This is a genomic window from Sphingomonas hankookensis (assembly GCF_001619955.1).
GTDB lineage: Bacteria > Pseudomonadota > Alphaproteobacteria > Sphingomonadales > Sphingomonadaceae > Sphingomonas > Sphingomonas hankookensis_A.
Window position 1 is genome coordinate 56,478 of sequence record NZ_LQQO01000023.1, and the last position, 13,836, is coordinate 70,313.

A 13,836-nucleotide genomic window follows, 5' to 3' on the forward strand; every position below is an offset into this window, starting at 1 on the left:
GCACCGGCCTCTGTCCTTCGATCCTCGAGGATCAACCACCGACGGGCCGTTCCACGAACAGGCGTGCGTTCAGCATGTCGGTTGCGGCCTGTCGTGTCGGGAAACAAAGCAGCTGGTACCCGCCGATACGGATCTGTCCCGCGCGTTCGGCCCGTAACCAGAAGCCGAGGCTCTTGATCCGGTTTCGTGCAAGTGCGATGCCGCCCAGCGTAGTCCAGTCCGTACGGTCGAGCGAGGTGACCGTGGAAATCGCTGCATCCCCGGTTACCTGAAGTTCGGGCGCATCGCCGCCGAGCCGACGATAGGCGAAGGTCCAGAGCACGAACTGGTCGGGTGCCAGCGTGTCGAGCGCATTGAGGAAGACGTGATCCTTCGCATCCAGCAGGATGTCCTGACTGCGTCCCTCTCCCGGAAGGATGGCGTCGGCAGCGGGACGCGTCTGCAGGTTGCGCGTACCCCGCAACAGGATCGGCGCGCGACAGGCATTCGTGTCGTTCGCGCTGGCAACGGCCGTCCGCGATACCATGGCCCGGGGAAGCAGGTGGAAGACCCCCCCCGTCGGCCCCTCGTTCTTCAAGTTGGCGTTGGTGAGGCTGTGGGTCGTCCCCTCGATGGTGCGACCTCCGAAAAGGCGCGCCTCATGGTGCGCGATCGTCGCCGAACGATCTGCCAGAACCACCTCGAACAGGTCGAGCGCCGAGGCGCGGGTGGTGAGGCTGGTTTCACCGATCAGGACGGTCTTGCCGGGCGGCGTGTCGTGCAGTTCGATCGCAGCGACATCCCGGGCGAACAGGAATACCGGATCATATGCCCGACCATCGATCGCCAGCCGGTGATCGCGCGCGCCAGTCGCATTGGCTTCGTTCCAGCACGATCGCAACGTGACGCCGGGAACACCTTCACGACCCTCGAAACGTTCGAGGACGATAACCGACCCGGGGTTGTTCTCGAACAGGCATTCCTCGAACGTCACCTGCCCCGATCCGGCGACTTCGCTGCGCAGGCGCACGACCGCCGCCGTAGCGCGCTGGAAATGGCATTGACGCGCGATGAGCACGCCACCGTGCATCACCTGGCCATTCCATGCGGCGCTGGTCCCGCGGATATGATAGGCGGCATCCTCGAACTGGCAGTCCTCCAGCCACAGGCCGATGTTGCCATTCGGTCGCAGGACGCAGGTCTCGAAATCCTGGAACCGGACGTTGCGGAAGATAGTACGCCCCGAATGGAGCGCCCGCTGATCGGGATCATGCCCGAAACCGATGCCGCGCCGCCCCTGACCGGCCACCGTCAGATCGCTGATCGTCACCGCATCCCATGCCGCATCGGCATATTGCGCCTGCAGGACCGGGCGCGCCGGATCGGCCGATTGCAGCACGGTCGCGCTCCGTCCCGCACCGCGTAAATGCACGAGCCGAGAATGGAGATTGAGCGACGTCTTGATCGTGCCCGCGGGAAGGGACAAGGTACCGCCGCCGGCCTTGACCAGCGCATCGTACCGCATCTGGAGCGCATCGGTGTCTGGACCGGGCCCGTCTTCCTGCTTGCGGGCGACGGTCGCCCCCGCGCCGGCGGCGAGGACCGTCGACATGGCAAGAAGATTGCGGCGACTTGTCAGCACGGTGTCGCCCGGTCCTGCGGCGCGGAAACCACCTGTGAGGCAAAGGCGGCACGCCCGGCGAATTTGGCGGGGCGCATCAGGAACTGGGGCAGTTTCAGCAGATAACGCAGCATCGCCCGCAGCTTCACGCCGCGCAGGCCGGCGGCGCGCAACGCGCGTTCGATCTCGGCGTTCAGCGTCGCCTTGGCTCGCAGCCCGTCGGTGCTCAATCCACCGTGACGGAAGCCGACGAGCGCACGATCCACCCGTGCCAGACGCAGCGGACCCTTTCGGAACAGGCGCAGGATGAGATCGAAATCGCCCGCGATCCGGAACCGGTCGTCGAAGCCGCCCGCCTCGCCAAGCAGCGTCGTCCGGGCATAGAAGGTGGGATGGGGTGGCATATGGCCGAAACCCAGCATCCAGGGCCGGTAGTTGCGAATGCCGTAATAGCGCTGCACCTTGTCGGGTGTCTCGCCATCCACCATCGTCACGCCGGCGATGACCGCATCGGCCTGTATCGCCCCGGCGGCGGCGGCGATTGCAGCGAGTGCGTCGGGTTCGCACAAGAAGTCGTCCGCATTGAGGAAACCGACATAATCGCCCGTCGCTCGGGCCAGCCCCTTGTTCATCGCGTCATAGGCACCGCGATCGGGTTCGCTGATCGCTACTGCGACATGGGGATAGCGTCGAACCACATCCATGGTGGCATCGCGCGAGCCGCCGTCGATGATGATATGCTCGACCTCGACACCATGCTGGGCTGCAACGGACGCCAGGGTGTCGCCGATCGTGGCCGCCGCATTGAAGCAGACCGTGACAACCGATATTCGCATCATTCAGTACCCATATATGTCGTCGGATGCGCGTAACCGCGCGTATAATATCCGCCCTTCATGGCAAGAAACAGCGCGCTTATCAGCAAGATCACCGTTCCGCTGTAATAGCCGACGCTTCGTACGAACAATTCGACCATGAACGATGCCATTGATGACAAGGCAAATATCCTTACCGGATCGATCGTGGCCGCCCTTGCACCGATCCAGCGGAGCACGACACCGGCCCGAAGGGCGAAGACTATGGCGCAGATCGTCAAGGCCACGCCGACAAAGCCGAATTCGGCGATCAGCTTGGCGGCCAGAAACCCGCCGTCACGCAGATTGGCATCGTCGTGGGACAGACGATAGATCAGGTCCGACGTCGGCACGTTGATGGGTGCGATACCCAGTTGCTGGAAGCCGATGCCCCATCCCGAGGTCGCCTGCCAGCCTGCATCGATGAGTTCCAGCCCTTGAATATACACGAGGGTGGAGAGGTTCGTGGTCTGGGCTCCGAAATCCAACCGATCGGTGAAATACTCGATGTTGAGGTTCGCGATCACCGCGACGAGCGTCGCAAACCCGGCAACCAGTAGATAGCCGGAGAGCGAACATGCCGCAGCGATCCCGACGACGATCACGAGCGACAGGTTCTGGAGGACATAGGCTGTCGCCAGAGTGCCGACGAGCCACGCGACTTTGACCGGAACCGCCGAACGCACGCATTGATAGATGAGGAAGGGAGCAAACGCCAAGGCAAGGTGGGACGGTTCGGTGAAGGGAAACGCCGGCTTGTTGAACGTAACCGAAGCGGGTGGTTGCAGGCCGATAACGGACAAAGCGGCAATGACGATGAACAGAGCCGACATCGTGTTCACGACCTTGGTGAACGCCTTTCGGTCGCCACGATCCAGCAACTGGCTGCTCAGATAGGCGATGACGATCATGACCAGGGTCACGGCGAGCGAGCCGGCCCCGCGACTGACCGAGCTGGAAAACCATAGGCTCGCCACCGCACTGTGCAGCGTTACGACGAACAGCGTGACAGCCAGCGGCGGCAGGACGCGCTGCCACCGCATGTCCCGGTCCAGTCGATAGATACCGACGATTCCCATGGCGACGATCAGCACGAAGGCGACGATCAATCCCACGGTCAGCGACGATGCGCCCAGCAGGAACCGCGGTATCGGCGGCAGGAACAGCAAAAGGGCGAGGATGGCGAACATCGCGAACCCCGATGTCGCGCCGCCTCTTTCGGTCATGTCCGGCGCTGCAGGCACGATCGGGTCCCGCAGCGCGTCCTGTGCGGGCGATCGCATCACGACGCCAGATCCTCGTACAACGCGACGTGCCGTTGCGCCGTGCCGACCCACGAGAAGCGTTCGCCCCGCACATGGCCGGCCGCGATCATCCGGGTGCGCATGTCACCGTCCTCCATCAACGCACGCATATGGTCGGTCCATGCATCGGCATCGTCGGCATCGGCGTATAATGCGGCGGTACCGCCGACTTCGGGCAGCGAGGTCAGGGGTGCCGCCACGACCGGGCAGCCATGCATCATCGCTTCGAGCAGGGGCAACCCGAATCCTTCGTGCTTGGATGGATAGAGCAGCGCGCATGCCGCCTCATAATATCCTGCCAGCACATCGTCGTTGCCGCCCAGTTGCCGGACGCGATCCGACAGGCCCGCCTGTGCCAGCGCCTCCTGTTCCTCGTTGGAGAACGCCCCCCCGCCGAAACAGATCAGGTCCGCGTCCTGCGGCAGTCCGCGCAAGGCAGGGATCAGGATCGAGAAATTCTTGTAGCGATCGCGCTTCCCGACAAACAGGAAAAACGGCCGCGGACGATCGATCGCGACCGGACGATCCGATATTCTGCGTGTCCCGTGCGGAATGACCACGGCGCGTGACACCAAGGTCGGCAAGGTGTCGCCCAGATAGTTCAACGTCGATTGCGACACGCATATGATGCTGTCGGCGCGTTCGAGGGCCTTGCGCTTCATCCTGCGGCGCAGTGTCGCGCGTGGTCCGGCTTCGTCACGCGCGACCATGTCCCACAGATCGTGCACTGTCTCCACCACCGTGGTGCGGGAAGGGAGAAGGTCGACGATCGGATGATAGGTTCGGTGCACGACGCGAGTGCCGCTGCCCGACACGATCCGGCGCAACTGCCTTTCGTTAGCCAGCGTTCCCAGCGCCGACCGCCTGCCCCCCCGCGAAGCATGACCGACGACATGGCGATCGAACCAGTCCGCCTTGCGCTCTTCCGCCAGCAATGCGTTGTCGTTCGTCCCCGTAAAACTCTGCCACGGACGATAGCCAACGCCATCAAGCGCGCGCATGAGTTCGATCATGCATCGCGACACGCCCCCGGTGACCTGGGCTGCGAAGATGTCATGCGAGAACAGCATGGCTTCAGGACTTTCCATCATGCAGGCCATAGGATCGTCCGGTTCCTGTAACACCAAGCGATCGACTGGCTACCCATAGTTCTACCATTACGATGGCAGCTCAAGACAAATGTCACGTTCGACAATATAGCGCTCAAGCTGGTCGTACGCGGCACCGATGTCGGGCAGATTTTCGAAGGAAAGTGCCTCTCCACCGGCCTTTGGCGAACGGAGTCGACGACCATAGCGGCCCATCTGGAACATCATTTCCCTTGCAGCTTCCCAAAGCATCGCTCCTGGACCCGCACGCAGACCATTTCGTCGTGCATGCGCTGCGGATGTATTCACGACACCTATCTGATCCCGGTGCTGCATCATCGAAAGCGCGTAGATTCGGGCGAGATTGATCGCCCCTTCCGATAGACCAAGTCGGTCCGCTGCCTTCTTCAGGGAATAGGACCACATGATATGTGGTGCGTAATAGGCTGGAATCAAAGGATCCCAACGCAAGCCGGCAAAGGCTGCGGTATGCGGATGCTTTGCGAGTGACCGATCGTCGTTCCGCGCCGCATAGCTTCCTGCGGTACTGGCCGGGGAGCCGCCAGGAATGGAGAACGGATAGTCGACCTGCCACGCGTTGCGTGCCATCTCGCTTATGAGCGTGGCGCTGTAGATATCGGGGCTGAGCCCTCCGAACAGCGCACCAAATCGCTCCCGTACCTTTTCGATCAGGGCACGCGATACCAGACCGTGATAGATACGCGGCATCGATCCCAACCCTCGTCCGGGATCGCGCAATACCTCGCGCAGTGCAGCCGGCGGGTCGAGACGGCGGGCCTTACCGGTGAAGGGATGTACGAACAACCGGCTTTCATAGCCGCTTCCATAGTATCTCGACTGGATGCCCGGCCAGAAATAGTTGGCGATGAACCGCGCCCCATAGCTCAGTACCGCATCAATATCATTGCATTCTGCCCAGCGAGCAATATCTTCCAGCCCGGGACCGATACAATCATCGTCCCCCAAGAACATCACGTAGCGCCCCCGTGCATGTTCCAGCGCGAATTCGAAATGGGTTACAACGTCCATTGGGCGGTTGGGACGCAGATATTCAACCGAGCCGGTGCCGGTCGCAGGGGGCAGCATGGCTTCCAGCCCCTCCTCGGCGCTGGTGTCGCTCACGACGATCTGTGCATCGGGCAATATCCCGACGATCTTGCGGACCGCGATCGCAGCATATCGCTGCCGGTTGTGCGATGGCATGACGATCGTGATCAACGGCACGGCGCTTCCTTTCAACGGGAGAGTAGGCCGGCACGCGCCGGGACGAACGATAGCAGTGCGAGCGCGGCGGCACCGCCCAGGCCTGCGGACAACATGGGTACCAGCAGGAACAGGGGCAGGGGAGCCGCCGGACCGACCATCATGTGACCAACGGCATAGCCGCCCGCGACCAGGACCAGCGGCACGACATAGGCGCGTAGCAGGAACGTACCGAGCGCACCCGCGCCCTTGAGCGCCGCGCTGCGTACCGCCAGCCCGACAAATCCCGCGGCATAGAAGGCGAAATAGGCGGTTGCGAACGCCCGCATGTCTTGGCGCGAAGCGAAGAACAAGGCGGCGCCCAGCACCGCGATGCCGCACGCCACCGACAGCTTGGCGAGATAGGCGTTGTCACCGACCGCGATCAGATACGTCGTGAAATAATAGCCGGTCGCCGAAAGCGCCCCGCCGGCAAGGAGAATGGGAGCGACCTCCATCACCGCAGTGATGCCCGAGGCGTTCGGCAGCCAGAGCGGCAGCCACCATTCCATCTGAACCCCCAGACCCAGCGACGGACCCACGACGGCGCATATCAGGATCGTCTGGAAGGTGGTGGCGATGCGGCGTTCGGCGGCGACATCGCCGGCATGTACCGCATGCATGATCTTGGGCGCGAAATAGCTGTTCAACGGGCCCGACAGCACCGCCACCGGCACCATCGCATAGGTCGTCGCGAGAAAATAGCGTCCCGCCGTCTCAAGCGACACGAACGCGCTGACGATCGACTTGTCGAGGTTGACCGCCGCGGCGGCGGCCAGTGTGTAGAGCGTCAGCGGAACGCAACGCCGCAGCAGCGCCATCAGCGCGGTCCGATCCAGCAGCCCCGGGAGATGCGGCACGTTCCCGCAGGCGCGCTCCACCATCCGCCGTACGACGAGGAAATGAGCAAGGGCGACGACGACTTGCACCACCAGAAAGCTGGCTAGGCTGGGTACGGCGGTCAAGCCGGCCACGGTCGCCGCCCCGCGAACGAACGCTCCGAGAAACCCCGATCCCGCGCTCTGATGATATCGACCGACGGCATTCAGGCAGAGCTGGGCGATATTGATCGCAACCAGCGTCGCCGCGAGCACGGCGACCATCGCCACATTCCCGCCGGTTGCGAACGACCATGGCGCCGCGGCGCCCGCGATCAGCGGCATCGGCACCCCCACGCATGCGATCGCCACGGCGATGCCGGCCAGCATCCATTCCGCACGTCGGCGGGTCAGCACCGCCGGCGTCATCGCGACAGGATCGTCGCGCGCGATCGCCGTGTCGCGACTGACCAGCGTCGCCAGCCCCAGATCGGACACCAGAAAGAATGCCTGGAGTGAAAGAACGACCGAGACCGCGCCGAACACGTCGGCGCCCAGCAGCCGGTCGTAGCGCGGAATGAAGAGCAGCGTGACGAGAATGCCGCCGATGCGACCCGCGAACAACGACGCGAGATCGAGCAGTCCGCTCAGTCGGAGCCGGTTCGCAAGCTTGTTCATGTGATGGGTCCGGGCGGACGCGGGCGAACGGCGCCCGCGTCCGCCGATCCTTAGCCGCGCAGCGCCGACTGAACGTACGGCAGCGTCAGCAGCAGCTGCTTGGTTTCTTCCACGTCGAGACGATGCGTGTTGTGCGAGGTATAGTCGTCGATCTGGTTCAAGGCCTGCGACCCTTCCGAAATGAACAGTTCGTAGTTCAGATCGCGGTTGTCGGCCGGCACGCGCCAATAGCGGCCCATATCCTCGGCCTTGGCCATTTCTTCCCGCGATACGAGCGTTTCGTACAGCTTTTCCCCATGACGGGTCCCGAGGATACCGGTGTTGAGCGGGGCCCCGAACAATTCGCTGAGCGCGATCGACAGCGTCTCAATGGTGCAGGCCGGTGCCTTCTGGACGAAGATGTCGCCCTGCGTTCCGTTCTGGAAGGCATGCAGCACCAGATCCACCGAATCTTCCAGCGACATCATGAACCGGGTCATTTCCGGGTCGGTAATCATCATCGGCTGCCCGGCCTTGATCCGTTCGATGAACAACGGAATGACCGACCCGCGCGACGCCATGACGTTGCCGTAGCGGGTGGCACAAAGCACCGGCCCGTCAGCATCCATGCCACGCGCATGCGCGACCAGCACCTTTTCGGCCATCGCCTTCGAGATGCCCATCGCGTTGATCGGATATACCGCCTTGTCCGTGCTCAACAGAACGACGCGGCGCACGCCGTTGCGAATAGCGGCACGAATGACGTTATCGGTCCCCTGGACGTTCGTGCGAACCGCTTCCATCGGATAGAATTCGCACGACGGGACCTGCTTCAGCGCGGCCGCATGGAAGACATAGTCCACGCCCCGCATCGCCGAATCAATCGACTGCGGATCGCGCGTATCGCCGATCACGAACCGGACCTTGGAACTTTTCAAGGCGATGCGCAGATCTTCCTGCTTCTTCTCATCGCGCGAGAAGACGATGATCTGACGTACGCCAGTTTCGATAAAACGACCCAGCACGGTCGTTCCGAACGAACCGGTCCCCCCGGTAATCATCAACGTCTTGCCATCAAGCATCTTTACTTCCCTTTGTCCGCCATGCCCTGTCGGGCTTCGGCGCCAGACCGCCATCGCGTGGATGCGAAGGGTCTGGCCGTATGATTTGACCGGTGCTTTACCGCTCCTTAGCGACTGTTCGCACCACATGCACGATCTGCGTTAGATCGCTTTCGGAAAGCCACCACCCCACCGGCAACGCGAACATCTCGCGTTCCAGCACGTCCGTTCCGGGAAGGTGCCGCGCGGTCGCACCGAACCCCGTGTACCGGTCGTTGCGCTGGTGCAGGCGGGAACATTGAATGCCTTTCGCCTTGAGCGCAGGCATCCAGTCATTTCGTCGTGGACTGCGAACCAGCGCCACCCAGTGCGCACCGGATGCGCCGTCCAGTTCCTCGACGAAGCGCAGGTCGGGTACGTTGTGCAAGGCGTCGCGAAGACGGGCGGCATTGGCGCGGTTGTGGGCCAGGCGCTCTGACAGATCGTCCATGGCACGAAGCGCCAGCGTCGCATTCACGTTGGGAAGCGACGCCGGAACGCCGATTTCCGGAACGTCGAGCGCAGGATCGATCTCGCCGTCGGGTGTACGGAAACGCGCCACGTCGATGCCGAACCGCCGCAACGTCCGGACACGCGCGGCCGCATCGGGATCGCAGGCGAGGGCGGCGCCCTCGATACCGTTCAGCTGCCTGTTGGCGTAAAAGGAAAATACAGCGCTGGTTCCGAAGGTTCCGGCCGGGCGGCCGCGCCACGTTGCACCCAGGGCGTTGTTCGCGTCCTCGATCAACGGCAGCCCGGCCTCGTCGCACAGACGGCGCAGCGCTTGGAGGTTCGCGACCCGACCGGCCACATGGTAGATCGCCACGGCGCGTGTCCGGGGGCCGATGACGGCCTTCAAGTCGTCCAGGTCGACGGTGACGGTGGCCGGATTGACGTCCACCCAGACCGGCGTCGCCCCCAGCATGGCGATGGCGCTGTTCGACGACATGCAGTTCAGGGCAAGGGTCGCGACTTCGTCCCCCGGTCCCACACCGACCAGACGCAACGCCATGGCCAGCGCCTGCGTCATGTCGCTCATCGCGGCGACGGACCGCCCGTCGAGTAGTTGCGCCAGTCGCCGCTCCAGCTCGGGCACCGCCGGTCCCGCGGCCAATGCGCCGGTTTGCCACACGGGATCGAGCGCTTCCCGGGCGGCCGGTGAAACCCGGCAGTCGAACAGAGCTACGGTCACGCCTCAGCCCTTCCGCAACGCGGTGACGATCCGCTCGCGATCGGCATCGCCGACCCACCATCCGCACGGGATGTGGACGAGCCGCCGATAGAAGGCATCCAGCCCGGGCAATGGCGTGCGGTAGGGCGCGAAGACCGAGTGGAAATGGTTGGGGCGATGCAGTTTCGATGCCGCCACGCCGATTTCCGCCAGACGACGCTCGACATTGTCTGAATCGTCCGAAAGCAGGGTGTAGATCCAGTAACTCGGTTCGGCACCGGGTGCCACCGATGCCACGGAAAGTCCGGGGATACCGGCAAGCTCACGGTCGAAGAACCGGCCGTTGTCGATATGCCGGGCGATCGCGGCATCGATGCTGTCCAACTGGGACAGACCGATGGTCGCGGCGACATTGGTCATGTTGTACTTGTAGCCCGCCCGGGCGATGTCGACCTCGGTCCGCGGCACGCCCTTTTCCATGCCGAACCAGCGCAGCTTGCGCGCGTCGCGCAGGCGCGAGGGATCGCGCAGCACCAATGCGCCGCCGTCCACGGTCGTCATGTGCTTGATCGCCTGGAACGAGAATATGGCGGCATCGCCGACCGTGCCGACCGGTACGCCGCCGTCGCGCGCACCGAGGGCGTGCGCGCAATCCTCGATCAGCGCCACCCCGCGTCGGTCAGCGATCTCGCGCAGCGCCGTGAGCGGAGCCGGATAGCCGGCATAATGGACCACGACGATCGCCCGGGTCCGTTCGGTGATCGTCGCATCGACCGCACCGGGATCCAGATTGCCGTTCGCGGGGTCGACGTCGGCGAACACGGGAACGGCGCCCACCTGGATAATGGTGGTGTTGGTCGGTTCGGCGGTCATCGACGTCGTGACAACCTCGTCACCCGGCTCCACGCCGCACGACAGCAGCGCCACATGGAGCGCGCCGGTCCCGCTGCTGAACCCGAGCACGTCGCGCAAACCGAACTGCGCGGCAAAGCGTCGCTCGAAGGCATATACCTGCTCGCCTTCGGCCAGCATCCCGCCATATAGCACGTCTTCGAGCACGGGCATCAGGTCCGTGCGTTCGGGCATGCGAACCTTGACGATCGGCAACATGGGAGCGGACATCAGCGCAAGCCTTTCAAATGCGGTCGAGTACGGCGACATGGGCCGGCACGAAGCCGAGATCGAACCGGCGTGCCATCGTGAAAGCGCCGTCATCAATAGATATGTCGAAGCGATCTGCCGGCAGCGATCGGAGGAAAGGATCGTCGGGGGAAAGATTTGTCGACCAGCGCATATGGCCCGCCGCCCCTGCCAACGCCGCGACGTCCAAGGGTTTTCCGTCCCACGACACGAGCGTCGCCCCCTTCGGACCCGTTGCCACGATCGCCTCTGCACCATCGTTCCAGTAGCGCGTCGCGGAGGTCGCGAACGCAGGCAGTCCCGCGATCGCCGACGAGCCCGGCCATGGTTCCTGCCGGAAGCCGGGTACGTCGCCATTAGACGCTGCGCGTTGCATCACGCGGACGAACCGGTCCCGTTCTATGACGTCATAGCCATGGGCGGCATATACCGCCGGCTTGCTCGTCCAGAGCAGAATCGCTTTATACGACTGCTCGTCCGCCGCCATGCCGACGGCCGCCATCAATACCCGGCCATATCCCCGTCCGCGCAGCGCCGCTGCCACACAGACATAGCCGATCATGGCCACGCCCGGTTGCGGTGCCGGCCGGAGGACGGCGGCCGCGACCAGATCATCCGCTTCGCGCACCGTTATCGTACGGACCGAGGGGCCGGCATGCCATGGCAGGTGGCGTTCGAACGTCACGCCGCGCCCGGGTTCCCGAAAGAAACTTTCCCATATCAGCGCGCGTGCGTCGTCCGGTATGCCGGGATGGATCGAAACCGCCGTCATCCGCACACCGTACGCAGCCTTGCACGGACGGGACCCTTCACTTCGCACCGAACCCGGTGAGCATCGTCTGCGCCGTCTTGGCGACGATCAGGCAGTCGATCCACGGGGAAAAGTTCTTGATGTAGTAGAAGTCGAAATACAGTTTCTCGCGGACGTCCTCGACCTCGGCGACATGCCCCTGATTGACCTGCGCCCATCCGGTCAGGCCGGGGCGGACGATATGACGGTAGCGGTAAAAGGGAATTTCCCCCTCATACCATTCGGACAGCACCCGAGCCTCGGGACGCGGTCCAATCCAACTCATCTCGCCCTTGAGGATGTTCAGTATCTGCGGCAGCTCGTCGATCCGGCTCTTGCGCAGGAAACGCCCGATCCGGGTGATGCGCGCATCGGCGGACTTGGTCTTCGCCGCATCAAGCGCACCGCCAGCGCGTTCGCCCGACACCATGGTCCGGAATTTGTACACGGTGAACGGCACCCCGCGATACCCGATCCGGATCTGACGGAAGATCGGCGAACCGGAGGAATCGAGCCGGATCAGGATCGCGATCAAGACCAGCGCCGGGAACAACAGCACCAGCGCACATGCCGCAGCGATCCAGTCGCCGATATGCTTCGCCGTCATGAAGGCCGACACCGGCGAAAGTGTCCCGAAGCTGTTCTCCGAGATATGCTCAAGCTGGACCATCCCGGTGATGGACTCGGCGAGGTGCTTGCCATGATATACCGGCATCCCTTGCAGGGCATAGTCGGCGAGCTTGCGATCCCATTCCGAAGGCAGGTCCACCCGCAGGTCGGCGGTGATCGCGTGAAGGCCGGAGATATCCTGCTCAGGGTCGTCGAGAACCGTCCAGCGCACCCCCGTCAGCGGCAGGAGCAGCGCTTCGCAGTCGCCACCCGGCACGATACCGATCTCCAGGGACCGCCGCCGCACCACAATGACATGCACAGCAATGAACCAGACGATGATCGACATGAAGCTGATTAGGAGCAGTATTCTGCTATAAGAAAGGCGCACAAAAATCAGCGCCATCAGCATCAAGCCATAGGATATGCCGAAGGAAGGCAACACATAAGCACTCGCTTCCACTCCGGGATACTGGCTGACGCTTCTCAGCAGCATGATGCCGACCAGCATCGCAACCACGCTGTAAAGCCATGTCGCGATTACGACGTTGAAGCTTGTGGTCGCAGTATCGCTCCAGGAAAGCAGCAATATGAATGGCAATAGCGTCACAATGAAGCCGCCTGCCACCTGATGCCGCAAGCGCAGCCATCCCGTGGCAGCCCCTCGAACACTTAGATACGTCATTGGATTAAGCGCTCTTTTGCCTTGCGGTCGGAGCTTACCGACAAGCGGAACATATATTTCTACCAACTTGGCTTGGCATTATACTTTCATAAAACCCAAGCTGGAAGCGCCGCGCGGCCTAGCAAATAGCTATCCAATTGACAAGCTATCGGGCCGGATCGGTTCGGTCGGGCCACTTCCGCGCGGTTGGAAACGGACATTGTTCCGCCCCACACAGCCCGCCGGCAATCTAGGTGTTCAGTCCCGGCATCTGGTGGATCGGGTCGACGATGAACCGGTCTGGCTCTGACGTCCAGATCTTGGCGATGTATTCGTAGGGTGTGAGGCCGCTGAGCGTCTTGAGCCGGCGTGCAAAGTTGTAGGCGGCCATGAAGTCGGTGAGGTGCGTGCGCAGCTGGTCGTGGCTTTCGTAGTGGAAGCGTTTGACGGTCGCCTCCTTGATGGTGCGGTTCATCCGCTCGACTTGGCCGTTGGTCCACGGGTGGTTCGGCTTCGTGAGCCGGTGCTCGATGTCGTTTGCTTCGCAGATCATGTCGAAGCGCATCTGGCGCGACCAGGCTGTGTTGCGGTTGCGGGGCTGCTCGGCGAACTGGATACCATTGTCGGTCAGGATAGTGTGGATGCGGTACGGCACGGCTTTCAGCAGGTGTTCGAGGAACTCCCACGCTGTGCGCCTGTCAGCCTTGTCGACCAGTTGGGTGACCGCGAACTTGCTCGTGCGGTCTGACCTGCTGCCGGTTTTCTGGACCGCTTGGAG

12 protein-coding genes are annotated in these 13,836 nt (G+C 63.1%); all 12 read right to left on the reverse strand.

The window, feature by feature from the left end; translation table 11 throughout:
• Positions 1-31: 31 nt before the first annotated feature.
• Complete coding sequence (locus AVT10_RS11100) at positions 32-1,591, reverse strand: hypothetical protein (RefSeq protein WP_066691065.1); 1,560 nt, start codon at positions 1,589-1,591, stop codon at positions 32-34.
• Between the two features lie 23 nt (positions 1,592-1,614).
• Positions 1,615-2,436, reverse strand: coding sequence for a glycosyltransferase family 2 protein (locus AVT10_RS11105; RefSeq protein ID WP_198158561.1), 822 nt, complete (start codon positions 2,434-2,436; stop codon positions 1,615-1,617).
• Positions 2,436-3,740 carry a hypothetical protein gene (locus AVT10_RS11110; protein ID WP_157092754.1) on the reverse strand — a complete coding sequence of 435 codons (1,305 nt, stop codon included), beginning with the start codon at positions 3,738-3,740 and terminating at the stop codon, positions 2,436-2,438. The genes AVT10_RS11105 and AVT10_RS11110 overlap by 1 nt, the downstream gene beginning before the upstream one ends.
• Entirely contained in the window at positions 3,737-4,846 is a 1,110-nt protein-coding gene (locus AVT10_RS11115) for a glycosyltransferase family 4 protein (RefSeq protein ID WP_198158562.1), read from the reverse strand. Before AVT10_RS11115 ends, AVT10_RS11110 begins: the two co-directional genes overlap by 4 nt.
• A gap of 69 nt (positions 4,847-4,915) precedes the next feature.
• Positions 4,916-6,085 (reverse strand): glycosyltransferase family 2 protein, encoded by a 1,170-nt coding sequence (locus AVT10_RS11120; RefSeq protein ID WP_066691082.1) that lies wholly within the window; start codon positions 6,083-6,085, stop codon positions 4,916-4,918.
• Between the two features lie 17 nt (positions 6,086-6,102).
• On the reverse strand, positions 6,103-7,605 hold the full coding sequence (locus AVT10_RS11125) for a lipopolysaccharide biosynthesis protein (protein WP_066691084.1): 1,503 nt from the start codon (positions 7,603-7,605) through the stop codon (positions 6,103-6,105).
• Positions 7,606-7,655: 50 nt separating this feature from the next.
• The gene (locus AVT10_RS11130) at positions 7,656-8,666 is read right to left on the reverse strand and encodes a polysaccharide biosynthesis protein (RefSeq protein WP_066691091.1); all 1,011 of its coding nucleotides are present in this window, start codon (positions 8,664-8,666) and stop codon (positions 7,656-7,658) included.
• 97 nt (positions 8,667-8,763) lie between these two features.
• Positions 8,764-9,876, reverse strand: a complete 1,113-nt coding sequence (locus AVT10_RS11135) for a DegT/DnrJ/EryC1/StrS family aminotransferase (protein WP_084401611.1) — start codon at positions 9,874-9,876, stop codon at positions 8,764-8,766.
• 3 nt (positions 9,877-9,879) lie between these two features.
• Positions 9,880-10,941 (reverse strand): DegT/DnrJ/EryC1/StrS family aminotransferase, encoded by a 1,062-nt coding sequence (locus AVT10_RS11140; protein WP_198158563.1) that lies wholly within the window; start codon positions 10,939-10,941, stop codon positions 9,880-9,882.
• 49 nt (positions 10,942-10,990) lie between these two features.
• On the reverse strand, positions 10,991-11,767 hold the full coding sequence (locus AVT10_RS11145) for a GNAT family N-acetyltransferase (RefSeq protein ID WP_066691106.1): 777 nt from the start codon (positions 11,765-11,767) through the stop codon (positions 10,991-10,993).
• Positions 11,768-11,804: 37 nt separating this feature from the next.
• A complete protein-coding gene (locus AVT10_RS11150) occupies positions 11,805-13,034 on the reverse strand; it encodes a sugar transferase (RefSeq protein ID WP_198158564.1) in 1,230 nt (409 codons plus the stop codon).
• A 274-nt stretch (positions 13,035-13,308) separates the two neighbouring features.
• On the reverse strand, positions 13,309-13,836 hold a 528-nt coding region (locus tag AVT10_RS11155), incomplete at its 5' end, for an integrase core domain-containing protein (protein ID WP_066691111.1).